Genomic DNA, 26,494 nt, shown 5'->3' on the forward strand with positions numbered 1-26,494 from the left:
GTCACGCGGGCCCCCAGGGGTGTTCCTCGGTGCTGGCCAGGACCTCCGCCAGGTGCAGCGGGCGAAGCGTCTCGCCCCGGCGGCGCAGCGTGCCGTCGAGGTGCAGCAGGCAGGAGTTGTCGGAGCCGCACAGCACCCGGGCGCCGGTGCCGAGGGCGTTCGCGACCTTGTCGGCGGCCATGGCGGCCGACACCGCCGCGTTCTTGACCGCGAAGGTGCCGCCGAAGCCGCAGCACTCCTCGGCGCCGGGCAGCTCGACCAGCTCCAACGCCCGGACGGCGCGCAGCAGTCGGCGCGGCCGCTCGCCCAGGCCGAGCAGCCGCAGGCCGTGGCAGGAGGGGTGGTAGGTGACGGTGTGCGGGAAGTACGCGCCGACGTCCTCGACGCCGAGCACGTCGGTCAGGAACTCGGTGAGCTCGTACACCCGGGGCGCCAAGTCGGCGGCGAGGTCGGCCAGTTCGGTGCCGCGGCCGTCGGCGGCGGCCCGGGCGCCGATCCGCGGGTAGTTGTCGCGGACCATCGCCACGCAGGAACCCGAGGGCGTGACCACGTGGTCGTATCCGGCGAAGGCCCGGGCCGTGCGCCGCACCAGCGGTTCGCAGCCCTTCCGGTAGCCGGTGTTGTACTGCGGCTGCCCGCAGCAGGTCTGCCCGGCGGGGAAGTCCACCGTCACGCCGAGGCGTTCCAGCAGCCGCACGGTGGCGATCGCGGTGGCGGGGTACAGCGCGTCGTTGACGCAGGTGGCGAACAGCGCGACCCGCATCCGGGCTCCCTCCGGTCGTACGGCACCGGCCCGCTCGTGATCGGGCACCGGACCGCTCGTGATCGTATCGAGCGGACCGGTGCCGTGGTGGGAACTCGCGCTCCTGCGCCCGAAGTCGGGTGCCGGAGCCGGAGGTCAGCTGCGGGAGCCGAAGTCAGCTGCCGGAGCCGGAGGTCAGGCGCCGAGCCACAGGTCCGGGCCGAACACCTCGTAGTGGATGTCCGCCGCCGGGACGCCCGCGGCCAGCAGCTGCGAGCGGACGGCGCGCAGGAAGGGCAGCGGGCCGCAGAGGTAGGCGGTGGTGCCGGCCGGAACCTCGACGGAGGCGAGGTCCACCAGCCCGGTGCGCTCGGCCGGCCACTCGCCGAGCGGCTGTTCGTAGAAGACGTGGGCGGTGGCGTTCGGCAGTTTGGCGGTCAGCTGCTCCAGGTCGGCGCGGAAGGCGTGGCCGAGCTGGTCGCGGTCGCCGTGCACCGAGACGATCCGGCGGGTGGAGCCGGTGGCGGCGAGGTGGTCGAGCATCGCGGTCATCGGGGTGTTGCCGATGCCGGCCGAGGCGAGAAGGACCGGGCCGTCGCCGTCGGTGAGGACGATGTCGCCCATCGGGGCCGAGAGCTCGACGGTGTCGCCGGTCCGCAGGTGGTCGTGCAGGTGGCCGGAGACCTCGCCGCCGGCCTCGCGCTTGACGGTGAAGCGCAGCGCGCCGTCGGCCTCGCCGGAGAGGCTGTACTGGCGGATCTGCCGGGCACCGTCGGGCAGTTCGGTGCGCACGGAGACGTACTGGCCGGGCCGGGAGGCGGGGACGGGGCGGCCGTCGGCCGGGCGGACCAGGTAGCTGGTGACGGTGTCGGTCTCCTGGTAGCGGGTCACCACGGTGTAGGGGCGCCACAGGTCGGCCGGGCCGCCGCCCGCGGCGGCCTCGGCGCGCAGCCGGTTCTCCATGGCGATCAGCGCGTTGGCCATCAGCCAGTAGACCTCGTCCCAGGCGGCGGCGACCTCGGGGGTGACGGCCGCGCCGAGCACCTCGACGATGGCGGCGAACAGGTGCTCGTGGACGACCTTGTACTGCTCGTTGTCGATGCCGACCGAGACGTGCTTGTGGGCGATCCGCGCGAGCATCGCGTCCGGGCGCTGGTCCGGGTGGGCGATCAGTGCGGTGGCGAAGGCGGCTATCGAGCCGGCCAGCGCCTCGCGCTGGGTGCCGTTGGCCTGGTTGCCCCGGTTGAAGAGGTCGCGCAGCAGCTCGGGGTGGGCGGCGAACAGCCGGTCGTAGAAGCGCGGGGTGATGTCGCCGATGGCGGCGCCCACGACGGGCAGGGTGGCCTCGATGACCTCGGTGGACTTCGCGGACAGCATCAGTCGGGCTCCTAACTGGCATCTGAGATGCGTATTAAAGGCCGTGCGGTGGCGCGCGACCCCGATGGGCGGGTGCGATCGGTGGGTGATCAGTCGGTGGGTCCGGTGCCGAGGCCGAGCAGGACCGGCCCGGTGGGCGCGGCGACCAGGTCGTCGACGCAGAGCGGGTCGAGCGCGGCGAAGAACGCCTCCTGGGCGTTGCGCAGCGCCCCGCGCAGCCGGCACGCGGCCCGCAGTGGGCACGGCGGGTCGTCCTCGCAGCCGACCACGTCGCCGACCCCCTCCAGCTCCCGCAGCAGCAGCCCGAGCGAACCGGTCCGCCCGGCGAAGGTGAGCATCAGCCCGCCGCCGCGACCGCGCCGAGCCTCCAGCACCCCCAGGTGCTGCAGGCGGCTGACCACCTTCGCCGCGTGGGTGTACGGCACACCGACCGACTCGGCCACCTCGCGGGTGGTCGGGTTGTCGCCCTCGTCCAGCACGGCCAGCCGCATGGCGATCCGGAGGGCGATGTCGGTGCTCTTGGTCAGCCTCACGTTCGAAACGCTATCTAATACGACTCCAAAACTCCAATTTCCTGCACGATCCTGAACCGTTCGGCCCGGGGGCTACCCCGGTGAATCGGTCGAATCTGAACAGTTGGCGACATTAGTTGTCACTCCCTGACGGGCAGTCAGGGTGGCTTCTACGCTTCGTGCGGCCCCGGGCCGCCCCTCGCGTGGTGCCCGTGCGGCCCACATCGCCCACCCGCATGTGACGTACCACACGTGACCCGCGGCCCAGCAGCCCAGCAGCACCGCCCGTATCGCCGACCGCTTGGAGAGACCGTGAGAACACGCCGAGCCCCCCGCCGGACCCTGACGGCCGTGACCGCGATAGCCGCGGCCACGGCCGCACTGCTGTCCCAGCCCGCCACCGCCCAGGCCGCCGCACCGCCGCCGACCGTCACCGCCCAGGTGCCGGTGGCGCCCTACCCGGCGGGCGTCGCCCTCGCGCCGGACGGCGGCCACGCCTACGTGACCAGCCAGAGCAGCGGCACCGTCAGCGTGCTGGACACCGCGAGCAACACCGTGAGCGGCAGCTTCACCGCCGGCACCGGCTCCTACGCGGTCGCCCTCTCGCCCGACGGGCACCGCGCCTACCTGACGCACCACCTGGACAACACGGTCAGCGTCGTGGACACCGCGAGCCACACCGTCACCGCGACCGTCCCGGTCGGCCCCCAGCCCTGGGGACTCACCCTCTCGCCGGACGGCTCGCGCGCCTATGTGAGCAACGCCGCCGCCAACACCGTGAGCGTGCTGGACACTTCGTCCAACATGGTGACCGCGACCGTCCCGGTCGGCGCCGAGCCACACGGGCTGGCCGTCTCGGCGGACGGCAAGCGGCTGTACGTCGCGGCCTCCGGCGACAAGGCGGTGAACGTCGTCGACACCGCGGGCAGCGCGGTGAGCGCCACCGTTCCCGTCGGCCACAGCGCCTTCGGCCTCGCGCTCAGCCCGGACGGCAGCCGTCTCTGGGTGGCCGACGGCGACGACAGCACGGCGGCCGTGATCGACACCGCGGCGAACACGGTCCTCGGCACCGTCCCGGTCGGCGCCGGCCCGTACGCCGTCACCGTCGCCCCGGACGGCTCGGCCGCGTACGTGTCCAACTACGCCGACAACACGCTGAGCGTGGTGGACACCGCGAGCCGGACCGTCACCGCGACCGTCCCGGTGGGCGCGAGCCCGTACACCCTGGCGCTGGCCGCCGACGGGCGGCACGGCTACCTCGCCGACTTCACCGGCAGCGCCGTCCAGCTGCTGCACTTCCCGCTGCCCGTACCGGCCGTGACCGCGATCACCCCGAACGGCGGCTCCGGGACGGGCGGCACCACGGTGACCGTCACCGGCACCGACCTGAACGGTGCCACCGCGGTGACCTTCGGCGCGGCCGGCGCGGCCACCTCGTTCAGCTGCACCAAGACCCGCTGCACCGCGACCGCCCCCGCCACCACCGTGACCGGTCCGGTGGACGTCCAGGTCACCACGCCCGGCGGCACCAGCGCGGCCGTCACCGCCGACCGGTTCACCTACGCCGCGCCCAGCGCCCACCTGGGCGTCGCGCTCACCGCGACCCCGGTGACCCAGCTGCTCGCCAGCCGGGTCGACTACACGATCACCCTCACCAACCAGGGGCCCGACCCGATCACCGCGGCCACCGTCGCCGCCGACCTGCCCGCCGGGCTGACCGCGACCTCCACCGACTGCGCCATCGCCGCCGGGAAGCTCACCTGCACGCTGGCCGCACCGCTCGCCAAGGGCGCGACCGCCACCCGGCACTTCTCGATCAAGGTCGGCCTGTTCTCGCTGGTCCGCAGCTGGGACGTCACCGTGGCCCGCTCCGCCGGCGCGCCCGCCGACCCGTCGCCCGGCACCAGCCGGGACACCCGCAGCTGCTCCTCCGTCCTCGGGCTGTCGATCACCTGCGCGTAGGACCTGCCGCTCACCCGCGCGCCGAGGCCCTGCCGGACCGTTCCGGCAGGGCCTCGGCCGTCGGCGGTGCTGGACTAAGTGTCCGATCTGGACGTACAGTCCAGACATGCCCTCGGAGAACACCGACCCGCGCGTCCGGACCTTCGCCCCGGTCTGCCGCGCGGTCGCCCTGCTGCTCGGCCCGTACGCCGAGGTGGTGCTGCACGACCCCGCCACCGACCGGGTGCTCGCCATCTGGAACCCGATGACCCCCCGCGCCCCGGGCGACCCGTCGATGCTCGGCGAACTCGACGAGGTCGACCCCTCCGTCCCCGACGTCTACGGCCCGTACGAGAAGTCGCTGCCCGACGGCCGCCGGCTCTCCTCCGTCAGCGCCGTACTGCGCGACGACGCCGGACGGCCCTCGGCGGTGCTCTGCGTCAACCTCGACCGAGGCCCGCTCGAACAGGCCGCCGCCCTCCTGGCCGGCTTCGCCGCCCCCACCGCGCCGCGCCCCGAACCGCTCTTCGAACGCGACTGGACCGAGCGGATGAACGACGTCATCGGCGCCCACGTCCGCGCGCAGGGCCGCCCGCTGGAGCGCTTCACCCGCGAGGACCGGCTCGCCGTACTGCACGAACTCGACCAGGCCGGGGTGTTCGCCGTCCGACGCGCCGTCCCCGTCGTCGCCACCGCGCTGCGGATCTCCCGCTCGACCGCCTACAGCCTGCTCGCCGAGCTCAAGCACCCCGCAGGCCCGTGAGCCCCGCCCACCCGTGAAGCCCCGCAGGCCGTGAGCCCCGCAGGCCTCGCCGCCCCGTAGGACAGCAGGACCCGTAGGCCCCGCAGCCCCGCAGGCCTCAGGAAGGAACAGCCCCCATGCCCCAGCTCCCCGAATTCCGGCTCGAAACCCACCTCTCGCGCTGGGAGTTCACCGCCCCCCACCACCTCACCGCCTCCGACGCCCAGACCATGACGATGGCCGAGCTGCTCGCCCTGGCCGGCCCCGAGGACCGCGAGGCCTGGGACACCCTCGCCCTCGGCTACACCGAGACCTTCGGCGACCCCGGGCTGCGCCGGGCGATCGCCGGGATGTACGAGCGGGTCGACGCGGACGACGTGCTCTGCTTCGGCGGCGCCCAGGAGGGGCTCAACCTCGCCATGCGGGTGCTGCTCGAACCGGACGACCACGCGGTCGTGGTGACCCCCAACTACCAGTCCGCCGAGACCATCCCGCTCTCCCTGTGCGAGGTCACCGGCGTCGCCCTGGACGAGCGGCAGGACTGGGCGCTCGACCTCGACGCGGTCGAGGCGGCGCTGCGCCCCAACACCAAGGTGCTGTCGGTCAACTTCCCCAACAACCCCACCGGCGCGGTGATCGACGCCGCCGACTTCGCCCGGCTCGTCGACATCTGCGACGAGCGCGGTATCCGGGTCTTCTCGGACGAGGTCTACCGCGGCCTGGAGCGCGACCCGGCTCGCACCCTGCCGCAGGCCGCCGACCTCTCCGAGCGGGCCCTCTCCCTCAACGTCACGTCCAAGTCGCTCGGCCTGCCCGGCCTGCGGATCGGCTGGATCGCCTGCCGGGACAAGGAGCTGCGCGCCCGCCTGGAACGGGCCAAGCACTACACCACGATCTGCAACTCGGCACCGAGCGAGGTGCTGGCCCGGATCGCGATCACCGCCCGGGAGCGGATCCTGGCGCGCAACCGCGGCATCATCGCGGAGAACCTGCCGCTCTTCGACGCCTTCTTCGCCGAGTTCGCCGACCTCTTCGAGTGGCGCGCCCCGGACGGCGGCTGCGTCGCCTTCCCGCGCTACCTCGGGGCGGACGGCGTGGAGGACTTCTGCACGGGGCTGGTCGAACAGGCGGGTGTCATCCTGCTGCCCGCGAGCATCTTCCGCTCCGAGCTGACCCCCACCCCGACCGACCGCTTCCGCATCGGCCTCGGCCGCCGCGACCCGGGCCCGGCCCTGGACGCCTTCGCCGCCTGGCTCCGCAAGCGCTGACCGGCGCACTCCGGCACCCGCCGCACTCCGGTACCCGCCGCACTCTGGCACCCGCCGACACGACGAGGCCGGGGCGCCGGCCACCGAGGGGATCGGTGGCCGGCGCCCCGGCCGTCACGGCTGCGCCGCGGGAGTGCTCAGAGCTTCTGCCAGGCCGGCTTGGCCGCGTAGGTGTCGCGGAAGTAGTCGGCGAGCTTGAGGCGGGAGGCGGCGGCCTCGTCGACCACCACGGTGGCGTGCGGGTGCAACTGGAGCGCCGAGGCGGGGACGGCGGCGGACAGCGGGCCCTCGACGGAGAGGGCGACGGCCTCGGCCTTGGCCTCGCCGGTGGCGAGCAGCACCAGGTGGCGGGCCTCCAGGATGGTGCCGATGCCCTGGGTGATGACGTGGTGCGGGACCTCGTCGATGCTGTCGAAGAAGCGTGCGTTGTCCTCGCGGGTCTGCCGGGTCAGGGTCTTGATCCGGGTCCGGGAGGCCAGCGAGGAGCAGGGCTCGTTGAAGCCGATATGGCCGTCCGTGCCGATGCCGAGAAGCTGGAGGTCGACGCCGCCGGCCTCGGCCAGCGTGCGGTCGTAGGCGGTGGCCGCCGCGGCGATGTCCGTCGCGTTGCCGTCCGGGCCCAGGAAGGAGCCCTCGGTCAGGCCGAGCGGCTCCACGACCTCGCGCAGCACCACCGAGCGGTAGGACTCCGGGTGGCCGGCAGGCAGGCCGACGTACTCGTCCAGCTGGCAGATGCGCGCCCGGGAGGCGTCCAGCCGGCCGTCGCCGACCCGCGCGGCGAGGGCCTGGTAGATCGGCAGCGGGGTCGAGCCGGTCGCCACGCCGAGCAGGGCGTCGGGCTTGTCGGTCAGCAGATCGGTGATCGCCGCGGCGATGAGTTCGCCGGCCGCTGGGGCGTCTGGGACGATCACGATTTCCATACTGGGTCCACCGTTCTGAGGCGCGTATGAGGTCTAGACCTTCGAGGTCTAGACCAGTTTGCCGTGAACGGGTGCCCCAGGTCCACCCGAGGCCTGGTCGGGGGCGGTGTGCCCGGAAGGGTCGAGGGCCGAGGGGCGGTGCGACCGGGATGGCCGAACTGGCAGGGCGGCCGCCGGGAACGGGGGTCCCGGCGGCCGGCCCCGTGATCAGAACGGGTTGGTACAGGTGGTGACCTGCTTGGCCGCGTCCAGCGCCGGGCCGGCGGTGGCGCAGATGATGCGCAGGTCGGTGGTGACGACGCGCGGGGTGACGGCCTTGGCGGAGCCGATCCGCACGGTGGTGGCCGAGGCGGCGGTCTCCCACGGGCTGCCCCAGGCGGCCTGGGTGCGGACCTCGACCCTGACGACCGTCAACTGGGCCGGGTCGGCGGTGACCTGGGCGACGCCGACGACGCCCTCGCCGTCGGCCTGGTGCGAGATGCAGGGGCGGTTGAGCACCGTGGTGCAGGCCACGGTGTCGGTCTCGGACGTTGCCGTGGCGGCCAGGGCCGGTCCTGCCGTCAGCCCGGCGATCCCTGCCACCGTCATCATCACAGCTGCGATCCGAGTGCGCATGATGCGAACCTCCTTGGAAATTAAGGGAATCTCACTCCTTGGGATGAGTGTTGCACACATTGTGAACGCCGCGTGTGTGCGTTGCGTCACACTCATGGTGACCGTTCAACTACATACCGCAATCATTTCGCCGAGCGTTCGATATCCGGACAACCCGCGGCCTGGCGGGCGATCAGTTCGTGGGCGGCAGCACCATCCGGCGTCCGGCCGTGGCCCCGCCGTCCAGCGGCACCGAAGCGCCGGTCCGGTACCCGAAATCGTCCGAGGTCAGCGCCAGGATCGCGCGCGCGATCCCCTCCGGCTCGGCCATCCGTTCCAAGCCTCCGACGTTCAGCGGCCCGTAGGCCTTCTTGAACTGCGCCCAGGCCGCGTCCGGGATGCCCGGCGGCCGGACGCAGGCCGTGTCCGCGGTGCCCGGGAGGACCGCGTTTGATCCGGATGCCCTTGGTGTCGTACGCCGGTGCCGCCGCCTTGACCAACCCTTGGATCGCTCTTTTGCTCGCCGTGTACGCAGCGCCGTTCGGCCGGGCCCGCCTCGGCCGAACGGCCCGACCCTCCGACCGGAAGGAGAAGGGCGCTCCTCCCGTGGGTGGACGGCAACTCCGGTCGAGCCGGACGGCGTTGGGGCGTTGGCGGCGTTGCGGCGTTGGCGGTGTCCCTTCACTCGTCCGGGTGGCGGATTGCCGACGGGGCGAATCGGGCGGATACCATCGACCCGATCCCACGGAGGTGGCTGCGTGGACACGGTCATCGTGCAACTTCCCGGTCCGGGGCCCGAGATGGCGCCCGGCGAAGCGCCCGCGCTGGTGCGGATGGGCCCGGGCGAGGCCGCGGTGTTCGGGCGCGGCGAGCCCGGCCGACCGGTCGCCATCCCGCTGCCCGACCAGGGCGTCTCCCGCCGCGCGGGCGAGGTGGTCGCGGCCGAGGACTACTGGCGGCTGTCCAACTTCAGCGCCTCCGCGACCTACGTCGTGGAGAACCTGGAGGGCGCGGGGGAGCACATCAAGGTCGCCCCCGGCCGGCTCGGCGCGCCCGTGCCCTTCGAGCTCTCCCGCGTGCTGCTGCCCGCGCTCGGCGAACCCGCCTCCTTCAAGGTCTTCGCCCCGCAGCACGCCTACCTGGACGGCCGTCCCGGCGGCGCCGACGGCGAACACACCGTCAGCCCCTTCGCCCTGGACCCGACCGCCAAGTACTTCCTCGTGCTGCTCGCGCTCTGCGAGCCCCGGCTGCGCTCGCCCTCCGCCGCCGCCGTCCCCGGGGTGACCGAGGTGCTGGCCCGGCTGCGCGCCCTGCCCTCCTGCCACGGGCTGACCCGCTCGGCGGTGAACTACCACATCGACTACCTGGTGGAGACCAAGCTGCGGCTGCGCGAGCCGTACGAGGAGGGCCCGGGCGGCGGCAAGCGCGAGGAACTCGCCGCCCTGGCACTGAAGTTCGACCTCGTCCGGGAGGAGCACCTGGCCCTGCTCCCGCCCCGGCGCGCGGCCGCCCGGCCGTGACGCCCGACGTCGGGCCCGACGCCGGGCCCGATCCGGAGCCGCCGAAGGGACTGCCCACCGACCACCACCGACCGGACGACCCTTCGCCGGAAGGCCGGTCGCCGCAAGACCCGTCGTCGGACGGCCCGCCCTTCGAGGTCCCGGACGGCTACCCGATCGCCGGCTACCGCCTCGGCGCCTTCCTCGGCGCGGGCGCCTGGGGCAGCGTCCACGCCGCCGAGGGCCCGGACGGCACCCCGGTCGCCGTCAAGCTCCTCGGCGCCGCCCGGTTCAGCCCCGGCCAGCGGCGGACCGTGGCCCGGATGGCCCGCAGCGAGCAGCGCTTCAGCCGCCGCGCCGACCACCCGCACCTGATCCGCACCTTCGCCGTGGTCACCGTCGAGGACCCGGACCACCCGGCCCTGGACGGTGCCGTCGCCCTGGTGATGGAGCGCGCCGCCCGCAGTCTGCAGGACGTGCTGGCCGTCGCCCGTCCCGGCGGTGCGGTGCCCGGTGCCGAGCGGATCCTCGCCGAGGTCTGCGCCGGGCTGACCCACATGCACCGGGTCGGCTGGGTGCACGGGGACCTGAAACCGGCCAATATCCTCCTGATGCCCGACGGCACCGCCAAGATCGCCGACTTCGGCCTCACCGCGGAGCTGGAGGGCACCCACGCCTACGCCCCGCCGCTCGGCTCGCCCGACCACGTCCCGCCCGAGTGGTGGTCCCAGCGCACCGGCGCGCGCGGTGTCGCGGTGCGCCCCAGCGCCGACGTCTGGGCCTACGGGGTGATCGCCCACCAACTGCTCACCGGCGGTCCGCACCCCTTCCTCGGCGCCACCGCCCGGGCCCGTTCGCTGGCCGCCCAGGCGTACGCGCGCGGCGCGGCGCCGCTCCGGCTGGACGCGGCACTGCCCGCGCGATGGCGTCCCGTGGTCACCGCCTGCCTCGCCCCCGGGCAGGAGGAACGGGCCCGCGCCGACCTCGCCGCGCTGGTCGCCCGGGCCACCGCCCGTCCGGCCCGGCACCGCCGCGCCGCCGTACGGGCCGGGGCGGGCCTGCTGGCCTGCGCGCTCGCCGCCCTCGCGCTGACCGGCGGTCCTGAGCCCGCCGGGCCGGGCGCCCACCGCGCCCGGCTGCCCGCTCCGCCCCCGCTGTCGGCCCCGCCCCCGCTGCCCGGCGCGATCCCGGCGGGCTCGGACGTCCCGGTCGCCTACCGGGACATGATCCTGAACGCGGCCCGGCGCTGCCCCGAGCCGGAGGTCACCCCGGTGCTGCTGGCCGCGATGCTGAAGGCCGAGAGCGGCTTCGACCCGAACGCCGCCCGCCCGGAGACCGGCGAGTACGGCATCGCCATGTGGACGCCCGGCGTCTTCGAGGCCTGGGCCAAGGCGGCCACCCACCCCGGCCCGAAGTCGTACTTCGACCCGGGCGACGCGATCGCCGCGATGGGCAACTACGTCTGCTGGCTCGACCAGCAGCTCAAGCGCGGCGGCTTCACCCGCGACCTGCCGGCCCTGGTCACGGCCGCCTACCGGACCAGCGACAAGACCGTGGAGGCGACCGGGGGCGTCCCGGACCGGGTGCGGGCCCATGTCGACAAGGTGCTTCAGTACCTTGCCGACTACGGCGGGTGAACGCGCAAACCGGGATGAGTTATGCCATACCCCCACGTATCCCGGCGCGAGCACTCGGGTGACGGGCGCCAGGTCTGGGATCCTCGGCGGCATGATCACGAAGCTCCGCGCGGGCGCCGCGCAATGGACCGTCGTCGTTCCGGTGGTGTCGTTCGTCGTGCTCGTCCTGACCTGGCACAAGGACCTGCCCGGCTGGGTGGTGGGCGTGGTCGCGTGCTTCCTGGTGGCCGCCGTACTGTCCGCCGTGCACCACGCCGAGGTCATCGCGCACTGGTCGGGGGAGCCGTTCGGATCCCTGGTGCTCGCAGCATCGGCCTGACCATCCCGGCGGTCGCGATCGCCTCCGCCTGGCTGTCCGGCCCGCTCGTCCTCGGCCTCGGGCCGGCGCACATGGTGCTGCTGACCCTGACGATCGTGCTGGGCATCCTCACGGTGATCCCGCGCCGGGCGACGCTGCTGCAGGGCGCGGTGCACCTGGCGGTGCTCGCGGGGTACGCGGTGCTGGCGGTGAACCCGTGAGGGTGGGTCAGCCGTAGTCCCAGGTGGAAGTCCCTGGCCCGTTCCCCCGTGCGGCCAGGGGCTTCCGGCGTTCCGGGGGTCGGGGCCTGGCGGGTCAGGCGGGTCGGGTGGGTCGGGCGGCTCTGGTGAGGTTCGTGGTGCCGGTGGTGAACCCGGGACGGCGGGCCGCCCGTAGACCGGGATGAGGGCCGCCGGTTTCACCCCCGTGGCCGGGGGCCCTCGTCGGCGACGGCACCGTCGGCCGTGCCCCCCCCCGGGGACACGGGTGCCGTCGTACGACACGGAGCCCCCGGACCCGCGACTGCCCGCGGGGCCAGGGGCTCCGTGATGCCGCGGCTCAGACGCGGCGGGTGCCCGAGGCGGGTGCCCGAGGCGCGGTCAGCGCCTCGGGCGGGCCCGGTGCCTCGGCAGTCCGGTGCCTCAGGAGGAGGTGCGGCGGCGGCGCGTGTAGACCACCGTGCCCGCGCCCGCGAGCAGCAGGACGGTGCCGGCGCCCGCGTACAGCAGGGTGCCGTCGCTACCGGTGCTGGCCAGCTTCTTGCCGTCCGAGGCGGCACCCGGGATCGGGGTGGGGACGCTGACCTTGGTGGGCAGGGTCAGCGGCTCGTCCGGGTTGACCGGGGTGTCGGTGGTGGGGGTGTGCACCGGCACGGTGGCGGTCGGCGGGTTGGACGGGCCCGGGCTCGGGACGTCGGTGGGGGCGCCGGTCGGCTCGCCGGTGGGGGCGCCGGTCGCCGGGGCGGTGGGCGCAGGCGTGGTGGGCGCCGGGGTGGTCGGGGTCCCGGACGGCTTCGGGGTGGCGCTCGCGGTCGGCGAGGCTGGAGCCGACGGGCTGTGCGACGGCGTGGTCGGCACGCTGGTCGGGCCGGTGGACGGGGTCTTGGTGGGGGTCGGCGTCACGGTCGGCGAGGGCTTGCCGGTCGGGGCCGGGGTCTGGCCGCCGCAGTCGACCTTGAAGACCTTGTGCTTGGGGTTGTTGAGCTTCGTGCCCTGCGGCAGATCGCCGTTGACCAGCTCGACGGACTGCCAGTACAGCTTGTAGTGGCCGTCCGGCAGGTGGATGTCCTCGGTGCGGACGTGGCCGTGGCCGTCGACGGGGAGGTCGCCGTACGCGACGAGCTTCTCCGTGGGGCCGCCTCCGACGGTGGTGATCGCCCAGATCACGTCCTGGTTGGCGTCGAAGCCGAAGGAGTCCAGGTAGAAGCTGCAGACCTTGGGCTCGTTGCGGACGTCCTCCTGGCCGGTGGCGGCGTCGTGGATCTTGACGGTGCCGTTGTTGCCGGGGGCGCCGCCCTTGCCGCCCGCGGTGGCGTGCGCGGCGGCGGGGGCGAGCAGCATCAGGGCGGCGGCGGTCGGGACGGCCACCAGGGAGCGTGCGGCGGTGGAGCGGATGCGCATGGCTAGTTCCATCGGGTTCGGCAGGCCGGACGAGCCTGCGCGGTGGGAGGGAGCCTCTGGTCGGCCGTTCGGCGGGAGCCGGTGCCGTACGACGGGAGGGGCACAAAAGTTCCCGCAGAGAGAAACGTGATGCAAGGGAGGTTTGGCCGAAATGCATCGCTGTGGACGGTTAGTCCGACTAGTTCGTTACAACGATCCGATCACCCGGTTGTCGTGATTTCGTGTGCGCTCAGGCCGGTGCAGGTGGTCGGCGGCGATCGGTGGCGGTCAACTCCGCTCCCCGACCCGGCGGGTGAACCTGCGATGCCGAGGTGGCCGGTATTGACCGGTCCTCGGGCCCGGCCTGCGTGTCGGGGCGGCGTGCGGGCTCCAGGTTTCTCTATCGTCCGTCTGGAACCGCCCAGTCCGCTGATTCCGTTGCGCGTGCAGCCGATCCGACCCGTGGGAGAGTGCGATGCCCGGCCCAGAGCAGACCGCCGAGGAGAGTGCCGACGTCATCGTGGTCGGCGCCGGCCCGGCCGGCTCCACCGCCGCCGCCCACCTCGCCCGGACCGGCCTGGACGTCCTGCTGCTGGAGAAATCCGCCTTCCCGCGCGAGAAGGTCTGCGGCGACGGCCTCACCCCGCGCGTCGTCAAGCAGCTGACCGACCTCGGCATCGACGTCTCCGAGGAGGCAGGCTGGCTGCACAACCGGGGCCTGCGGCTGATCTCCGGCCGGCGCTCGATCGAGTTCGACTGGCCCGAGCTCTCCGCCTTCCCCGGGTTCGGCCTGGTCCGCCGCCGCGCCGACTTCGACCACCTGCTCGCACGGAAGGCCGCCTCCTGCGGCGCCCGGTTGATCGAACGCGCCAATGTCGCGGGCCCCGTGGTGGACGAGCGGACCGGCCGGATCACCGGCGTCACCGCCAAGCTGGGCGAGGACCGCCGGCCCGTCGCCTACCGGGCCCCGATCGTGGTCGCCGCCGACGGCAACTCCACCCGGCTGTCCGTCGCCATGAAGCGCTACCGCCGCACCGACCGCGCGATGGGCGTCGCCTACCGGACGTACTTCACCACCCCGCGCCACGAGGACCGCTACCTGGAGGCCTGGCTCGACCTGCGCGACCCCAACGACCCGGCCCGACGCCTGCTGCCCGGCTACGCCTGGGTGTTCGGCATGGGCGACGGTACCGCCAACGTCGGCCTCGGCGTCCTCAACACCGCCAAGACCGACGTGGACTGGCGGGAACTGCTGCGCCGCTGGTGCGAGGACCTGCCGCCCGGGTACGGCTACACCCCCGACGGCGTCACCGAGCCGATCCGCGGTGCCGCTCTCCCGATGGGCCTCAACCGCCAACCGCACTACGCGGACGGCCTGTTGCTCATCGGCGACGCGGGCGGCACGGTCAGCCCGGGCACCGGCGAGGGCATCGCCTACGCGATGGAATCCGGCCGCTACGCCGCCGAGACCATCGTCCAGGCCCTCGCCCGCCGCACCGACCGCGGCCGCGAACTCGCCCTGCGCGCCTACCCGCAGGCGCTGCGCTCCGCCTACGCCGGCTACTTCGCGCTCGGCCGGCTGGCCGCCGACCTGCTCGGCCGTCCCAAGCTGCTCGGTGCCGCCGGGGCCACCGGACTCGGCCACCCGGCGCTGCTGAAGGTGGCGTTCCGGCTCATGGTCAACCTGACCGAGCCCAACTCCAAGGACTCCCTCGACCGGCTGCTCCACCTGATCGGGCGGGTCGCGCCGGGGCGGTGAGCGGAACCGGGCCGGACCGCTCATTCTTTCGAGTGAGCGGTCCCGTGTCCCGGCTGGGACGAAACCGGGGAATCCAGCACGGTTTCCGCCAAGTCGTGTTGACGAATGATCAGCAGATCCGCTTGCCTGGTACCCGTCCGGACACGGAGGGTGACTGAAGCGCCTCTCCGCATGACCCATTGACCCCCATGACGGAGACACCGTGCGCCTTCGCCTTCGCCTGTTCGTCACGCCCCTTGCCGCAGCCGCCGCCGTGCTCGCCCCGAGCATCCCGGCCGCCGCCGCCACGGCCACCGCAGACACGGCCGCCGCCACCGGGCGGGCGGCCACCCCGTCCGACCAGTGCTCGGCCGCCTTCTTCCACGACGACGCGCGCCTCGGCCCGCAGGACCTCCCGACCGCCGGCCCGGTCGGCCGCCAGCTCGTCGGCTACCAGCGCACCGGCGGCGCGAGTGACCAGGCCTTCCTCGCGAAGTACTACGACCCGGCCGCCAACGGCGGCAAGGGCGGCTGGATCTACCCGCCCGCCGACGGCTACGTCACCCTGCCCGACGGCAGCCCGATCGAGTTCGACCTCACGCTCTACCCCAACCAGAACATCGACCGCTACGGCAGCGAGTACGGCGCCTTCCTCGCCCCCGAGGGCCTGCCCTACGCCGACCGCGCGATCCCGCCGCAGAGCCTGGACGGCAACCCGCCGGCCGCCTGCAACTACCACGACTACAAGGTCGTCAAGCCGTTCAAGGTGCACGCCGGCCCGATCGCGCCGTGGTTCAACCAGCCCGGCTGGGGCCTGCAGTACCAGCTCGACGCGGCCCTGGTGCCCGGTGGCCCGACCAAGCTGAACGTGATGTGGCTGGTCGACAACGGGTACCTCGCCCGGATCTGACCCCGGCTTCACGGACGGCCGCGCCCGGTGACCAGCCCCCTGGTCACCGGACGCCGCCACCACCACCGCCACCGGACGCCACCACCACCGCCACCGGATTATTCGCTGGCAGGCGCGGCGGACCGGGGGTAGGAAGGCCGGATGACCACCAGCGACACCCCCACCGGCGCCCCCACGGCCCAAACCCCCGCCGACCGGCGCGTCTTCCGGCCCGCCGTCCTCGACCTCGGCGGCGCCCTGCTGCGCCCCTGGGGACGCGCCCTCGACCTGTCCGGCGGCGTCGTCCCCGCACTCGTCGCCGCGTCGACGGACCCGGACATCGCCCGCTGGAACCCGTTGGGCGTCACCGATCCCGCCGCCGCCGAGGCCTACCTCGACCGTTGCGACACCCACTGGGCGGACGGCACCATGGCCGCCTTCGCCGTCACCGACGCCGCCCACGGCACCCTCCTCGGCAACGCCTTCCTGCGGTGGACCAACCAGGCCGACGGCGTCGCCATGGTCGGCTACTGGCTGCTCGCCGCCGCCCGGGGCCGCGGCCTGGCCACCCGCGCCACCACCGCCGTCACCCGCTGGGCCGTCGAGGCCGCCGACGCCCGGCGCATCGAGCTGTTCCACGCCGTCGGCAACGACCGCTCCTGCCGGGTCGCGGAGCGCGCCGGATTCCCGTACGAGGGCACCCTGCGCGCCTCGTGGCGCTTCGACGGGCGCGACTACCAGGACGAACACCTGCACGCCCGGCTGGCGACGGACCCGGACCCGGATCTCGGCTGACCGGGAGCGGCGGAAGAGCCTATGATCACTGGCGCTCCTATGGCTTCTGACGGAACGTGAGGAACGGTCGATGGCACTTCAGCACCACCACGGCGAGGTCAACGGGATACGGATGCACTGGGTCTCCGCCGGCGCCGGGGACCCGGTGGTCCTGCTCCACGGCTGGCCCCAGACCTGGTACGAGTGGCGCCACCTGATCCCGGTGCTGGCGGAGCGGCACCTGGTGATCGCCCCGGACCTGCGCGGGTGGGGCGAGACCGAGCGCCCCGCCGACGGCTACGACGTGGCCACCGCGGCCGCCGACGTCCGCTGCCTGCTCGACCGCCTCGGCGTCGGCAGTGCGCACGTCGTCGGACACGACTGGGGCACCCCGATCGGCTACCACCTGGCGGCCACCGACCGCGACTGGGTGCGCTCGTTCACCGCGCTGGAGGCGAGCATCCCCGGGGCCGGCGGCGAGGACCTGCTGAACTTCTCCCAGTCCTGGAACCCGCTGTGGTTCTTCCCGTTCCTCGCGACGCCCGGGCTCCCGCAGCAGCTCATCGGCGGCGGCGCGCAGACCACCTTCTTCACCTGGATCCTCACCCAGATGGCCCGGACGACCCCCGGCTCGCTCACCGAGGACGACATCGCGGTCTACCTGAAGGCGTACGGCGACGACGACGCGGTGCGTTCCAGCTGCGAGTACTACGTCAACACCTGGGTCAGTGCCGAACAGGTCCGCGACGCCGCCCGGGTGCCGCTCGACATCCCCGTGCTGGCCGTCGCCGGGGAGCGCTCCCTGGGGCAGCACATGATCGACTTCGTCCGCCGCCTCGCCCCGGACGCGCAGGGGGCCATCCTGTCGGGCTGCGGCCACCTCGTCCCCGAGGAGCGCCCCGCCGAACTCGCCCGGCTCGTCACCGACTTCCTGGCGGGCGTGGCCGCGACGAGCTGAGCCCTCGTGGCTGCCGCCGGGAAGTCCCCGCCCGGCAGGCAGCGCGCCGGACGGGTGAGCGGCCTAACCTGGAAGGGCGCGTACGGTGCGTGGCCTGCAAACGGAAGCGGTGGCCATGACGGTGATCTCGGCGGCTCTCTTCGGTACCGACTGGCGGCCCGCGCTGCCCGGTGGTGCCGAGCTGCTGCGCGAGTGCGCCGCCCGGGGCTGGACGGTCGTGCTGACCGGGCCCGGGCCCGTCGGGGCCCCGGCCCTGACCGTGGCCGCCCCCGGGGTCGATCCGTTGCGGGCGGCGCTGGAGCTGGTGGACGGCGGTCCCTCGCACGCCGTGGCCGTCGCCGGGAGCGTGCGCGAGGTGCGGGCGGCGCGGCGGGTCGGGGTGCCGTGCGTCGCCTTGGAGGCCGGCGGGGACGCCGGTCCGGAGCTGCGGGCGGCGGGTGCGGCCGAGGTCCACCGCGATGCCGCCGCCCTGCTGCGCGTCCTGGACGACAGCCTGCTCGCCCGTCCCCGGGCCTTCGGACCCGTGGGTGCCGGAACAGGCGGTGCCCGGAACGGTTAGCGCCGGCCCGCACCGGGAAATCGCCCGGGTGCGAGCACGTCACCGGAAGTGTCGGAGGTGACCGAGATGGACGGACCCGCTTTGAGCGGTTGGGAGCGGCGGCTCCTCGAGGAGATCGAGTCCGATCTGCGCCAGGACACACGGCTCGACCGGAAGCTGAGCACGATGGGCGCCAAGCGGCCCAGCCGGGTCCGGCGCGTGCTCCGCGCCGTCGGGCACCGGGTGACGGCGGGGGTGGTGCTGACCGCTCTGGTGATGACGGCGATCTGCCTCAGCGTGGGCGTACGGACCCCGACCACGGCGGTGCTGGCCGCGCTCGGGGTGGTCTGGGCGGCCACCGTGGCGGCCGCGGTCGCCACCTCGGAGCTGCTGCGCCGGCGCAGCGCCTCCCGGGCGGGCCGGGCCGAGCCGGAGGAGCCCCGCGAACGCCGCGAACGGCGGCCCTGGGACCGGCCGGAGGCGTGACGCGATGACCGAGTCGCGATGAGCGAGTCGCGATGAGTGAGCCCCGATGGGTGAGCCGCGATGAGTGAGCGGAGTGAGGTGGGCGCATGAGTACCGTCCTGTGGGAGCACCGTCCGGGCTCCCATCCCGCCGCCGACCTCGGCCTGGTCGGGTACGAGGTGCAGGCCACCGACGGCCCCGTCGGGCGGGTCGAGCAGGACACCGGGGACCACCTGCTGGTCGACGCCGCGCCGTGGGTGCCGGGCACCCGCGTGCTCGTCCCGGTCGGCCTGGCCGCCCGGGTCGACCACCTCGAACGCGCCGTCCACCTCGACTGCCCGCGCGCCAGGCTCAGTTCCGCCCCGCCCGCCGCGGTCGACCTGACCGCCCCCCACCCGCGCTGAGCGGCTGATCCCATGGGCTGGCCGTCCACCACGCTCACCGGCCGGACGATCGCCTTCCTGGTCGCGCCGTACGGTGTCGAGCAGGCCGAACTGACCTCCCCCTGGCAGGCGGTCGCCGAGTCCGGCGGCATCCCGCGCCTGCTGTCCACCGCCGAGGGGCGGATCCAGGCTGTGCGGCACCGCGCCCCGGGCGACACCTTCGCCGTGGACGCCCTGGTCGCCGAGGCGGACCCGGCCGGCTACGACGGCCTGGTCCTGCCCGGCGGCGTCGCCAACCCCGACCACCTGCGGCTCGACCGCCCGGCGGTCGCCTTCGTGCACGCCCTCTGCGCCGCCGGCCGCCCGGTCGCGGCGATCTGCCACGCGGCCTGGACCCTCATCGAGGCCGACGCCGTCCGCGGCCGCACCCTGACCTCCTGGCCCAGCCTGCGCACCGACCTGGTCAACGCGGGCGCCCACTGGGTCGACGAACCGGTCCACGTCTGCCACGACGGCCCCGGCCCGCTCGTCACCAGCCGCAAACCGGGCGACCTGCCGCACTTCGAGGACGCGTTCGTGACGGAGTTCGCCCACGCGACGGCGAAGCGGCGCACGTAGCGCGTGCGGATCGTACGGGAGGCCACCGTCGGCACGGGGTGGCGTCAGTCGCCCCGGAGGCGGACGAAGGTGGCGGTGGGCGGGCGGCCGGTGAGGGTGATTTCGGCGCGCAGCGGGCCGGTCAGGGGGTGGACCGGGCCGTGGTCGGGGTCGGTGGTGGCCGGGCCGAGGAGGGGGCGGGTCACGTCGGCGACCTCGCGGGACTGGACGGCGGTGAGCCGGGGCGTCGTCAGGAAGACCCGGCCGTCGTCGAGCCGGAGGATCAGCGCGTGCGGGCGGGCGGCCGGGCCGGTGACGGCGCGGACGGTGGCGTCGAGGGTGTCGCTGCGGCGGTACTTGACCCAGGCGTGCCCGGCGCCGCGCGGCCGGTAGGGGGAGCCGGCGGCCTTGCAGACGAGGCCCTCCACCCCGGTGTCGGCGAGCTGTTCCATCCACTCCAGTGCCTCCGTCCGGTCGGTGGTCGCCATCACCGGCTGGATCGGCGGCGGGACGTCGGCCAGGGCGGCGAGCAGCAGGCGGCGGCGGTCGGTGAGCGGGAGCCGGCGGACGTCGCGGCCGGGCAGGGCCAGCAGGTCGAAGGCGATCAGGCCGAGCGCGACGTCCGGGGCGGCGGCGCGGGCCTGGCGGGTGCGCAGCAGCTCGCCGAAGGCGAACCGGCCGCCGCGCCAGGCGACCAGTTCGGCGTCCAGGACCAGCCCCTCGGGCAGCCGGCCGACGGCGGCGGCGATCGGCGGGAACTCGGGGGCGAGGTCGCGGCCGGTGCGGGACTGCAGGACCGGCGGCCGGTCGCCGCGGGCGAAGGCGATGCAGCGGAAGCCGTCCAGTTTCAGTTCGTACTGCACGCCACCGCCGCCCAGCCCGTCGGCGGGCGGTACGGCGGTGACGGCGGCGGGGCGCATCACCTCGACGGGCGGCTGCAGGACCTGCCGTGCCTGCCGGCGCGACGACTCCCGGGCCTGCGGCTGCTGCGGCGCCGCCGTCGAGGGAGCGGACGGCAGCGGGCGGGCCCGGTCCGGGTCCAGCAGCGGGGCGAACAGGTCGCCGTGGGCGGCCAGCCGGTCGGGGACCTCGGCGAGCGTGAACGTCAGGTCCTGCTCGCCGCCCGCCCGCTCCAGCTCGGCCCAGGACAGCGGGGTGGAGACCGTCGGCAGCGGCCGGGCCCGCAGGGTGTACGGCGCCGCGGTGGTCTTCTTGGCGTTGTTCTGCGACCAGTCGACCAGTACCCGCCCCCGGCGCCGGGCCTTCGCCATGGTGTGCACCGCCAGCTCCGGGTGCTCGGCCTCCAGAGCGGCGGCCAGCTCCTTCGCGTAGGCGGAGACCCGGGTGCTGGGCGTGGGCTCGATCGGGACCAGCAGGTGCAGGCCCTTGGAACCGGAGGTCTTCACCCAGGCGGTGAGGCCGTCCGCCGCCAGCCGTTCGCGCAGCAGCAGCGCGACCGCCCGGCAGGTGAGGACGTCCGCGCCCTCGCCGGGGTCGAGGTCCAGGACGAGCCGGTCGGCGAGCGCGGGCGCGGCCGCGTGCCACTGCGGGACGTGCAGCTCCAGGCAGCCCAGGTTGGCGACGGACAACAGCGCCGCGCCGTCCTCCAGCACCACCTGCCACAGCTCGCCGGTGTTGCTCGGGACCTCGACGGTGCGCACCCAGTCCGGGGTGCCCGGGGGCGGGTTCTTGGCGACGAAGACCTCCGCCTCGACGCCGTCCGGGCAGCGCAGGAAGGACACCGGGCGATCCCGCAGGTGGGGGAGCAGGGCGGTGTGGACGGCGGCGTAGTAGCGCAGCACCTCGCCCTTGAGGGTGCCGGTGCGCGGGTAGTACACCTTGTCGAGGTGGGAGAGGGCGAGAGTGCGCCCGTCCACCGTCATCTGCGGCACGGTGCGGCTCCGAAGCCTCCGGTTGGGTGGCCCCCGCAGCCAGTCTGCCCCGCTTCGGCGGCGCCCGCCCGGGGCCCGTGCGGTGCGCGGGCCCCGGGCGCGCGGGTGGGGGCTACCGCCCCGGGCCGACCAGCGCGTGGGCGTCCGCGACCAGGTCCTCGATCCGGGCCCAGTCCGGCGCCGGCCCGTCGAGGTACACGCCCAGCCAGCCCCGGTGACCCACGTACGGCGGCCGGAAGTAGCGGTCGGGGTCCTCGCCGGTCATGCGTTCCTGCGCGCCGCCGGGCGCCGCGCACCAGAAACCGAGGCGGTCGTCGTGGTGGTGGTCGGAGAGCATCACGAACACCCGGGCCCGGCGGCCGGAGCCCGCGAACCAGGTCGGCTCCCCGTGGCTGATCCGCTCCTCGACCTCCGGCAGCGCCAGGCAGAGCGCCCGCAGCCGGTCCACCGGCGTGGGCACCGCGTCACCCCACGGCCGGACGGGGCGCGCCCGGATAGGTGCCGAAGTACCAGCGGTTGCCCTCCGGGTCGGCGGCGGCGAAGTCGCGCGAGCCGTAGTCCGTGTCGTACGGCGCGGTGGTGATCCGGGCGCCGGCGGCCACCGCGCGGGCGTGCACGGCGTCCGGGTCGGCGGTGACCACGTACGCGGTGAAGCCGCCGGGCTTGCCGGGCCAGGGCGAGGCGCCGTCGGGCGTCTCACGGTCCGAGCCGAGCATCACGCCGCCGCCCTCGGGCCAGGCCAGCTCGGCGTGGGCGACGAAATCGCCCTCACCGTAGGCGACGACCTCCTGAAAGCCGAAGGCCTCGACCAGGAAGCGGATCAGCGCCCGGGCGTCGGTGGCCCGCAGGCTGGGCCAGACCTGCGGGGCGGGGGTCTCGGTGGCGTCCATGGCTCTCTCCTCGGGACCGGTCAGGGAAGGTGCGGGATTCCGCTACGCCTCCACTCTGCGGCCGCCCCGCCTGCCCTGCCCGCCCCGCCTCGGACGTCTCGGAACGTCGCCGCCTCCGGGTGAGCCCGGTCTTGCGCCGGAACCGCTCCCGCAGGTGGAAGCGGTCCCCTGGCGCGGTCGCGGACCCGCGCGGTGTTGCTTATGGTGAGGGCGCGGTCACCCCGTTCGCGCCCGAGCCGAGCGCGCGGGGGAGCGCCACCCGGGGGGAAGCGGGGGGAATCACCGACGAAGGAGTCCCCGTGACCACTGCCCGAGACATCATGCACACCGGCGCCCAGTGCATCGGCGCCCACCAGACGCTGGCCGAGGCCGCGAAGATGATGCGCGACAAGAACGTGGGTGCGTTGCCGATCTGCGGCGACGACCAGAAGCTCAAGGGCATCATCACCGACCGCGACATCGTGCTGCGCTGTATCGCCGAGGGCAAGGACCCTTCCACGATGACGGCCATGGACCTGTCCGGCCACCTGCACTGCGTGCGCGCCGACGACAGCATGGACGCGGTGCTGCGCAAGATGGAGCAGCACCAGATCCGGCGCATCCCCGTGATCGACGGCGAGCGGCTGGTGGGCATGATCAGCGAGGCCGACCTGGCGATGGGCCACCGCAACGGCCAGCGGCTGACGGACCAGCAGATCATCGACTTCATGGACGGCGTCTACATGAAGCAGTGACCTCACCTGGTGACCTGACGCAGCGTCCTGACGTCAGGACATGACGCGGTGACCGGGCTCGGCCGATTTCCGACCTGAGCCCCGGCCCCGTCCGCGCGCCGTGACCGGCCGGTCCCCTGTACCGGCCGGGCCATTCGAAGGTGCCGGTCGGGGCCGCCGTGCGTCTTGTACGAATGCGCACGCGGTCCGAAAGCGAGTCGGCCTACGCTGCTCCGGCCCTACGCTGAGTCCGCCTACGCGGCGCCGGCCCTACGCGGCGCCGACGTCGAGGACGGCGCTGGTCACCCGTCCCGCCACCCGGTCGGTGGGCTCCGGCAGGGTGGCGGCGCCGCTCCGCGAGGCCAGGAACTCGCGCGGTGAGCAGCCGACCATGCCGCGGAAGCTGCGGTCGAGGTGGGACTGGTCGTAGTAGCCGCAGAGCGCGGCGAGGTCGGCGCCGGTGGAGCGGCCCTCTCGGGCGGCCAGGGCACCGAGGGTGCGCTGGAGGCGGAGGATCCCGGCGGCCTGCTTGGGGGCCACGCCGAGGTGCTCGCGGAAGCGTAGTTCCAGCCGGCGGCGGCTCCAGCCGGTGCCCTCGACCAGGGTGTGGATCGGCACCTGCCCGTGCGAGCGCCGCAGTTGGTGCCAGGCCCAGCGGACGGACGGTTCCCAGTCCGGGCCGTACGCGAACAGTGCGGCGAAGTACCCGTCGAGCATGGCGAACCGGGCCGGCCAGCTCGGGGTGTGGGCGAGCCGGTCGGTGAGCGCCCCCAGCCGCGGGCCCAGGACGTCGCCCGCCTCGGCCCACTGCCCGCCGAGGTCGCCGGCCAGCGGACCGAACGCCCGGAACGCGCCCTGCGGGGTGAGCGAGACGGCCAACCCGTGCAGGACGCCCGTGTGTTCGGCGATCGTCGCGGTGCGGCGCAGCCCGGCCGCGACCGATCCGAAGGAGGTGGCGGGCGCGGGGGAGACGGCGTCGACGAGGCGCATGGTGCCCTCGAAGGCGAGTGCCACCGTGACGACGTCCGTCGGCACCTCCAGCCGGCGGCGCGGCTGCCGCAGGTCCAGCCGGTAGCCGCGGTAGCCGAGGACGTACCGGCGCAGGGGCTCGGCGGGCGTGCCGAGGACCGTCTCCGGAGGGGTTGTCGGGAGGGTGCTCCGGGCCATCTCAACTCCCGTGCTCGGCCGGGCGGGTGACATGTGTACGAGCCATCCTAGGCGCACCGTCGACAGCTCCGGGGCGTCTCGGGGAGTGGATCTTCCTTTCTGGCCAGTCGAGATGCGGGCATACTCGCGCCCATGGGAAAGCAGTACGAATGCATCGAAGGTCGGCTGCGCCGGTTCATCGAGAGCCAGCCGGTCTACTTCGTCGCCACGGCCCCGCTGGCCGCCGACGGGCACGTCAACCTCTCGCCCAAGGGCCGCTCGGGAACGCTTGCGGTGATCGACGAACTCACCCTCGCCTACCTGGACTTCGGCGGTTCGCAGGCCGAGACCGTCGCCCATCTGCGGGAGAACGGCCGGATCACCCTGATGTGGTGCTCCTTCGAGGGACCGCCGACCGTGGTGCGGGTGCACGGCCGGGGCGAGGCGATCTTCCGTGACGACCCGCGCTTCGCCGAGCTGCTCGGCCACTTCGACCCCGCTGCGGACGGGTCGGCCCTGCGGGCGATCGTGCTGGTCAGGGCCGAGCGGGTCAGCGACTCCTGCGGGTACGCGGTGCCGTTCATGGACTACCGCGCCGATCGCGACCTGCACGCCCAGTACTTCGAACGCAAGGGCGAGGAGGGGTTCGGCGCCTACTGCGAGGGCAAGCCGCTCGTCGGCACCAGCCTCGACGGCCTGCCCGCCGTCCCGCTGCCGCTCCCGCCCCGGTCCGCCTGACGGGATCGTCGGCCAGGCAGATCACCGGCCAGGAAGATCGCCGGCCCGACGGGATCGCCGGCTTGGCAGATCACCGCCGCGGGCGGGGCTGATGGCATGACGAAGCCGCCGCACCCGGCAGGGGTGCGGCGCTTCGTGGGGGTCTTACTTGCTCAGACCGGCCTTGACGGAGCAGATCGGCCAGGCGCCCGGGCCCTGGGCCGCGAGGACCTTCTCGCCGACGGAGATCTGCTGGTCCTTGGTGGCCAGGTCGGCGCGCGGGGCGAAGGAGGTGCCGCCGAAGGCCGCCCAGGTGCTGGAGGTGAACTGGAGGCCGCCGTAGAAGCCGTTGCCGGAGTTGATGGCCCAGTTGCCGGTGGCCTCGCAGGAGGCGACCTTGTCCCAGACGGTGGCCGGCGCAGCGGAGGCACCGGTGGCCGTGACGAGGCCGGCCACGGGCAGGGCGGTGAGCGCCCCGGCCATCAGAGCCATCCGGACGCGGTTGCGGCGCTTCGGGGTGGCAGTGGTGGTGGCAGCGGCGGTCTCGTTACGGAAGGTCATGAATTTCCTTTCGGAGGGGGTTGCGAGCACGCGGAACCAGGCCCTCGGAAGGCCGTTGGTTTCGGGGACACGTCACTCGCGTGGTTCGGCACCGTTCCTGCTCGGGGGCGGTGAGGCCCGTCCGGAGCGGATCGCTCGGTGCAACGGGTTCGAAGTTACGGGGGTGGCCGGGGCCGATTCAAGGATTTGAAGGTTTAGGCACGTCAGGGGGCCGTTACCGGGCGTAAGGATCAAGGAATTGTGCCTATTTCGCCCGTTTTGCACCCATTTCCAAGATCGAATACCGCCGGGAAGTGGCCCGCACCACAGCGAAAGTCCTGTGAGGCCGCGCACATCGTCGACAGCGCGTGACGGCCCGCCCGCCGCCGGTGCCGAATCCGCCGCGCCCGCCGCCGCTCCGGGTGGCCCGCACCACAGGGCTCACCCGGAGCGCCCGCTGCGCTCACTCACGGTGCCCGGAATAGCCTCTGGGCCATGAGCAACGAGAGCGAAGCAGCGGACGCGGCGGACGCGGGAGCAGCGGACGCCACGACAGGAGGGGCGGCCGGCGCCGGGGTACCGGTCGGGATGCCGAACGGCGCCGAGGAGCACGAGGTCGCGGTCGCACCACAGGGCTTCGAGCTGGGGACCGACGGGCCCAAGGTGATCCTGGCGGGGCTGGACGGCTCCGACTCCTCCTGGCGCGCCACCGCCTACGCCGCCGGACTGGCCCGCCGGCAGGGCGCCGTCCTCGCGGTGGCCTACGTCCAGCCGATCCTCGGCGCCGCGACCGCCCTGGCCGGGGCCGCGGTGGAGGAGACCACCCAGGAGATCGCCGAGGAACTGCTGGCCGCCCTGCGCGAGGCCGAGGACCGGGTGCGCGAGGTGTGGAAGGTGGACTGGCGCTTCCTGACCATGCGCGGCGACCCGTACGGCGGGCTGGCCAAGCTGGCCGACGAGCTGCGCGCGGACGCCGTGGTGGTCGGGGTCTCCGAGCAGGCCGGGCACAAGGTGATCGGATCGGTGGCGGTCCGGCTGGTGAAGGCGGGCCGCTGGCCGGTGACCGTCGTCCCCTAAGAGCCGGCCGGTGACTGTCGTCCGTCCGCAGGCCCGGGTGCGCCCGCCG

Annotated in this window: 28 protein-coding genes and 3 pseudogenes; 18 read left to right on the top strand and 13 right to left on the bottom strand. The window is 74.0% G+C overall.

The window, feature by feature from the left end:
• Position 1 precedes the first annotated feature (1 nt).
• From ACZ52J_RS12570 to ACZ52J_RS12580, 3 genes are all read right to left on the bottom strand, one after another.
• Positions 2 to 763, bottom strand: a complete 762-nt coding sequence (locus ACZ52J_RS12570) for a (Fe-S)-binding protein (RefSeq protein ID WP_465618271.1) — start codon at positions 761 to 763, stop codon at positions 2 to 4.
• 174 nt (positions 764 to 937) lie between these two features.
• Positions 938 to 2,119 carry a globin domain-containing protein gene (locus ACZ52J_RS12575; protein ID WP_465618075.1) on the bottom strand — a complete coding sequence of 394 codons (1,182 nt, stop codon included), beginning with the start codon at positions 2,117 to 2,119 and terminating at the stop codon, positions 938 to 940.
• A gap of 89 nt (positions 2,120 to 2,208) precedes the next feature.
• A complete protein-coding gene (locus ACZ52J_RS12580; RefSeq protein ID WP_465618077.1) occupies positions 2,209 to 2,652 on the bottom strand; it encodes an RrF2 family transcriptional regulator in 444 nt (147 codons plus the stop codon).
• A gap of 330 nt (positions 2,653 to 2,982) precedes the next feature.
• Here ACZ52J_RS12580 and ACZ52J_RS12585 point away from each other — a divergent pair, with 330 nt between their 5' ends.
• From ACZ52J_RS12585 to ACZ52J_RS12595, 3 genes are all read left to right on the top strand, one after another.
• Positions 2,983 to 4,593, top strand: coding sequence for a virginiamycin B lyase family protein (locus tag ACZ52J_RS12585; RefSeq protein ID WP_465618079.1), 1,611 nt, complete (start codon positions 2,983 to 2,985; stop codon positions 4,591 to 4,593).
• 106 nt (positions 4,594 to 4,699) lie between these two features.
• Positions 4,700 to 5,335, top strand: coding sequence for a helix-turn-helix transcriptional regulator (locus ACZ52J_RS12590; protein ID WP_465618081.1), 636 nt, complete (start codon positions 4,700 to 4,702; stop codon positions 5,333 to 5,335).
• 116 nt (positions 5,336 to 5,451) lie between these two features.
• A complete protein-coding gene (locus ACZ52J_RS12595) occupies positions 5,452 to 6,582 on the top strand; it encodes an aminotransferase class I/II-fold pyridoxal phosphate-dependent enzyme (protein WP_465618083.1) in 1,131 nt (376 codons plus the stop codon).
• 137 nt (positions 6,583 to 6,719) lie between these two features.
• Here the strand turns inward: ACZ52J_RS12595 and ACZ52J_RS12600 are convergent, their stop codons facing one another.
• The 3 genes from ACZ52J_RS12600 to ACZ52J_RS12610 form a co-directional block, all read right to left on the bottom strand.
• Entirely contained in the window at positions 6,720 to 7,502 is a 783-nt protein-coding gene (locus tag ACZ52J_RS12600) for a glucosamine-6-phosphate deaminase (protein WP_465618085.1), read from the bottom strand.
• 207 nt (positions 7,503 to 7,709) lie between these two features.
• Positions 7,710 to 8,117, bottom strand: coding sequence for a hypothetical protein (locus ACZ52J_RS12605; protein ID WP_465618087.1), 408 nt, complete (start codon positions 8,115 to 8,117; stop codon positions 7,710 to 7,712).
• A gap of 172 nt (positions 8,118 to 8,289) precedes the next feature.
• Complete coding sequence (locus ACZ52J_RS12610; protein ID WP_465618089.1) at positions 8,290 to 8,427, bottom strand: hypothetical protein; 138 nt, start codon at positions 8,425 to 8,427, stop codon at positions 8,290 to 8,292.
• 427 nt (positions 8,428 to 8,854) lie between these two features.
• On the opposite strand from ACZ52J_RS12610, the gene ACZ52J_RS12615 reads away from it, so the two are divergent.
• The 4 genes and pseudogenes from ACZ52J_RS12615 to ACZ52J_RS12630 form a co-directional block, all read left to right on the top strand.
• Entirely contained in the window at positions 8,855 to 9,616 is a 762-nt protein-coding gene (locus ACZ52J_RS12615) for a serine/threonine protein kinase (protein WP_465618091.1), read from the top strand.
• A complete protein-coding gene (locus tag ACZ52J_RS12620; protein ID WP_465618093.1) occupies positions 9,613 to 11,232 on the top strand; it encodes a protein kinase domain-containing protein in 1,620 nt (539 codons plus the stop codon). Before ACZ52J_RS12615 ends, ACZ52J_RS12620 begins: the two co-directional genes overlap by 4 nt.
• Before the next feature lie 91 nt (positions 11,233 to 11,323).
• Entirely contained in the window at positions 11,324 to 11,551 is a 228-nt protein-coding gene (locus ACZ52J_RS12625) for a hypothetical protein (protein ID WP_465618095.1), read from the top strand.
• Positions 11,539 to 11,751, top strand: a pseudogene (locus ACZ52J_RS12630) (ionic transporter y4hA); the annotation flags it as partial. The gene ACZ52J_RS12625 and the pseudogene ACZ52J_RS12630, both read left to right, overlap by 13 nt.
• A gap of 420 nt (positions 11,752 to 12,171) precedes the next feature.
• Here the strand turns inward: ACZ52J_RS12630 and ACZ52J_RS12635 are convergent.
• Complete coding sequence (locus ACZ52J_RS12635; protein ID WP_465618097.1) at positions 12,172 to 13,149, bottom strand: LPXTG cell wall anchor domain-containing protein; 978 nt, start codon at positions 13,147 to 13,149, stop codon at positions 12,172 to 12,174.
• Positions 13,150 to 13,603: 454 nt separating this feature from the next.
• Here ACZ52J_RS12635 and ACZ52J_RS12640 point away from each other — a divergent pair, with 454 nt between their 5' ends.
• The 8 genes from ACZ52J_RS12640 (at position 13,604) to ACZ52J_RS12675 (ending at position 19,491) form a co-directional block, all read left to right on the top strand.
• Positions 13,604 to 14,887 (top strand): geranylgeranyl reductase family protein, encoded by a 1,284-nt coding sequence (locus ACZ52J_RS12640; protein ID WP_465618099.1) that lies wholly within the window; start codon positions 13,604 to 13,606, stop codon positions 14,885 to 14,887.
• A 202-nt stretch (positions 14,888 to 15,089) separates the two neighbouring features.
• On the top strand, positions 15,090 to 15,776 hold the full coding sequence (locus ACZ52J_RS12645) for a TNT domain-containing protein (protein WP_465618101.1): 687 nt from the start codon (positions 15,090 to 15,092) through the stop codon (positions 15,774 to 15,776).
• Positions 15,777 to 15,917: 141 nt separating this feature from the next.
• Positions 15,918 to 16,550: a GNAT family N-acetyltransferase gene (locus ACZ52J_RS12650; protein WP_465618103.1), complete on the top strand. Its 633-nt coding sequence runs from the start codon at positions 15,918 to 15,920 to the stop codon at positions 16,548 to 16,550.
• Positions 16,551 to 16,620: 70 nt separating this feature from the next.
• Positions 16,621 to 17,487, top strand: a complete 867-nt coding sequence (locus ACZ52J_RS12655; RefSeq protein ID WP_465618105.1) for an alpha/beta fold hydrolase — start codon at positions 16,621 to 16,623, stop codon at positions 17,485 to 17,487.
• 115 nt (positions 17,488 to 17,602) lie between these two features.
• Positions 17,603 to 18,046 (top strand): HAD family hydrolase, encoded by a 444-nt coding sequence (locus ACZ52J_RS12660; protein WP_360494057.1) that lies wholly within the window; start codon positions 17,603 to 17,605, stop codon positions 18,044 to 18,046.
• A gap of 66 nt (positions 18,047 to 18,112) precedes the next feature.
• Positions 18,113 to 18,511 carry a DUF3040 domain-containing protein gene (locus tag ACZ52J_RS12665; RefSeq protein ID WP_465618108.1) on the top strand — a complete coding sequence of 133 codons (399 nt, stop codon included), beginning with the start codon at positions 18,113 to 18,115 and terminating at the stop codon, positions 18,509 to 18,511.
• Between the two features lie 86 nt (positions 18,512 to 18,597).
• A complete protein-coding gene (locus ACZ52J_RS12670; RefSeq protein WP_360494063.1) occupies positions 18,598 to 18,894 on the top strand; it encodes a PRC-barrel domain containing protein in 297 nt (98 codons plus the stop codon).
• A gap of 12 nt (positions 18,895 to 18,906) precedes the next feature.
• Complete coding sequence (locus ACZ52J_RS12675; protein ID WP_465618110.1) at positions 18,907 to 19,491, top strand: type 1 glutamine amidotransferase domain-containing protein; 585 nt, start codon at positions 18,907 to 18,909, stop codon at positions 19,489 to 19,491.
• Positions 19,492 to 19,535: 44 nt separating this feature from the next.
• Here the strand turns inward: ACZ52J_RS12675 and ACZ52J_RS12680 are convergent, their stop codons facing one another.
• The 4 genes and pseudogenes from ACZ52J_RS12680 to ACZ52J_RS12695 form a co-directional block, all read right to left on the bottom strand.
• Positions 19,536 to 20,390: an ATP-dependent DNA ligase gene (locus tag ACZ52J_RS12680; RefSeq protein WP_465618273.1), complete on the bottom strand. Its 855-nt coding sequence runs from the start codon at positions 20,388 to 20,390 to the stop codon at positions 19,536 to 19,538.
• 90 nt (positions 20,391 to 20,480) lie between these two features.
• Positions 20,481 to 21,353: pseudogene (gene ligD / locus ACZ52J_RS12685) on the bottom strand (non-homologous end-joining DNA ligase); the annotation flags it as partial.
• 121 nt (positions 21,354 to 21,474) lie between these two features.
• Positions 21,475 to 21,822, bottom strand: a complete 348-nt coding sequence (locus ACZ52J_RS12690; protein WP_465618112.1) for an MmcQ/YjbR family DNA-binding protein — start codon at positions 21,820 to 21,822, stop codon at positions 21,475 to 21,477.
• A gap of 4 nt (positions 21,823 to 21,826) precedes the next feature.
• Positions 21,827 to 22,252, bottom strand: a complete 426-nt coding sequence (locus ACZ52J_RS12695) for a VOC family protein (protein WP_465618114.1) — start codon at positions 22,250 to 22,252, stop codon at positions 21,827 to 21,829.
• A 299-nt stretch (positions 22,253 to 22,551) separates the two neighbouring features.
• Here ACZ52J_RS12695 and ACZ52J_RS12700 point away from each other — a divergent pair, with 299 nt between their 5' ends.
• Positions 22,552 to 22,986, top strand: coding sequence for a CBS domain-containing protein (locus ACZ52J_RS12700; protein ID WP_465618116.1), 435 nt, complete (start codon positions 22,552 to 22,554; stop codon positions 22,984 to 22,986).
• A 249-nt stretch (positions 22,987 to 23,235) separates the two neighbouring features.
• Here ACZ52J_RS12700 and ACZ52J_RS12705 read toward each other — a convergent pair whose 3' ends face one another.
• Entirely contained in the window at positions 23,236 to 24,132 is an 897-nt protein-coding gene (locus tag ACZ52J_RS12705; protein ID WP_465618118.1) for a helix-turn-helix domain-containing protein, read from the bottom strand.
• A gap of 132 nt (positions 24,133 to 24,264) precedes the next feature.
• Here ACZ52J_RS12705 and ACZ52J_RS12710 point away from each other — a divergent pair, with 132 nt between their 5' ends.
• Positions 24,265 to 24,849, top strand: a complete 585-nt coding sequence (locus ACZ52J_RS12710) for a pyridoxamine 5'-phosphate oxidase family protein (RefSeq protein WP_465618120.1) — start codon at positions 24,265 to 24,267, stop codon at positions 24,847 to 24,849.
• 147 nt (positions 24,850 to 24,996) lie between these two features.
• On the opposite strand, the pseudogene ACZ52J_RS12715 reads toward ACZ52J_RS12710, so the two are convergent.
• A pseudogene (locus tag ACZ52J_RS12715) lies at positions 24,997 to 25,389 on the bottom strand (transglycosylase family protein); the annotation flags it as partial.
• A 567-nt stretch (positions 25,390 to 25,956) separates the two neighbouring features.
• Here ACZ52J_RS12715 and ACZ52J_RS12720 point away from each other — a divergent pair.
• Positions 25,957 to 26,445 (top strand): universal stress protein, encoded by a 489-nt coding sequence (locus ACZ52J_RS12720; RefSeq protein WP_465618275.1) that lies wholly within the window; start codon positions 25,957 to 25,959, stop codon positions 26,443 to 26,445.
• The last annotated feature ends 49 nt before the right edge of the window (positions 26,446 to 26,494 follow it).

The organism is Kitasatospora sp. NPDC034035, assembly GCF_055575755.1.

Coding starts and splice junctions, on each gene's coding strand:
- ACZ52J_RS12650 (WP_465618103.1), top strand. CDS start 15,918: ATGACCACCAGCGACACCCCCACCGGCGCCCCCACGGCCCAAACCCCC.
- ACZ52J_RS12605 (WP_465618087.1), bottom strand. CDS start 8,117: ATGCGCACTCGGATCGCAGCTGTGATGATGACGGTGGCAGGGATCGCC.
- ACZ52J_RS12590 (WP_465618081.1), top strand. CDS start 4,700: ATGCCCTCGGAGAACACCGACCCGCGCGTCCGGACCTTCGCCCCGGTC.
- ACZ52J_RS12660 (WP_360494057.1), top strand. CDS start 17,603: ATGACGGTGATCTCGGCGGCTCTCTTCGGTACCGACTGGCGGCCCGCG.
- ACZ52J_RS12625 (WP_465618095.1), top strand. CDS start 11,324: ATGATCACGAAGCTCCGCGCGGGCGCCGCGCAATGGACCGTCGTCGTT.
- ACZ52J_RS12710 (WP_465618120.1), top strand. CDS start 24,265: ATGGGAAAGCAGTACGAATGCATCGAAGGTCGGCTGCGCCGGTTCATC.
- ACZ52J_RS12640 (WP_465618099.1), top strand. CDS start 13,604: ATGCCCGGCCCAGAGCAGACCGCCGAGGAGAGTGCCGACGTCATCGTG.
- ACZ52J_RS12595 (WP_465618083.1), top strand. CDS start 5,452: ATGCCCCAGCTCCCCGAATTCCGGCTCGAAACCCACCTCTCGCGCTGG.
- ACZ52J_RS12600 (WP_465618085.1), bottom strand. CDS start 7,502: ATGGAAATCGTGATCGTCCCAGACGCCCCAGCGGCCGGCGAACTCATC.
- ACZ52J_RS12635 (WP_465618097.1), bottom strand. CDS start 13,149: ATGCGCATCCGCTCCACCGCCGCACGCTCCCTGGTGGCCGTCCCGACC.
- ACZ52J_RS12665 (WP_465618108.1), top strand. CDS start 18,113: ATGGACGGACCCGCTTTGAGCGGTTGGGAGCGGCGGCTCCTCGAGGAG.
- ACZ52J_RS12675 (WP_465618110.1), top strand. CDS start 18,907: ATGGGCTGGCCGTCCACCACGCTCACCGGCCGGACGATCGCCTTCCTG.
- ACZ52J_RS12680 (WP_465618273.1), bottom strand. CDS start 20,390: ATGCGCCCCGCCGCCGTCACCGCCGTACCGCCCGCCGACGGGCTGGGC.
- ACZ52J_RS12670 (WP_360494063.1), top strand. CDS start 18,598: ATGAGTACCGTCCTGTGGGAGCACCGTCCGGGCTCCCATCCCGCCGCC.
- ACZ52J_RS12570 (WP_465618271.1), bottom strand. CDS start 763: ATGCGGGTCGCGCTGTTCGCCACCTGCGTCAACGACGCGCTGTACCCC.
- ACZ52J_RS12695 (WP_465618114.1), bottom strand. CDS start 22,252: ATGGACGCCACCGAGACCCCCGCCCCGCAGGTCTGGCCCAGCCTGCGG.
- ACZ52J_RS12720 (WP_465618275.1), top strand. CDS start 25,957: ATGCCGAACGGCGCCGAGGAGCACGAGGTCGCGGTCGCACCACAGGGC.
- ACZ52J_RS12575 (WP_465618075.1), bottom strand. CDS start 2,119: ATGCTGTCCGCGAAGTCCACCGAGGTCATCGAGGCCACCCTGCCCGTC.
- ACZ52J_RS12610 (WP_465618089.1), bottom strand. CDS start 8,427: ATGGCCGAGCCGGAGGGGATCGCGCGCGCGATCCTGGCGCTGACCTCG.
- ACZ52J_RS12705 (WP_465618118.1), bottom strand. CDS start 24,132: ATGGCCCGGAGCACCCTCCCGACAACCCCTCCGGAGACGGTCCTCGGC.
- ACZ52J_RS12655 (WP_465618105.1), top strand. CDS start 16,621: ATGGCACTTCAGCACCACCACGGCGAGGTCAACGGGATACGGATGCAC.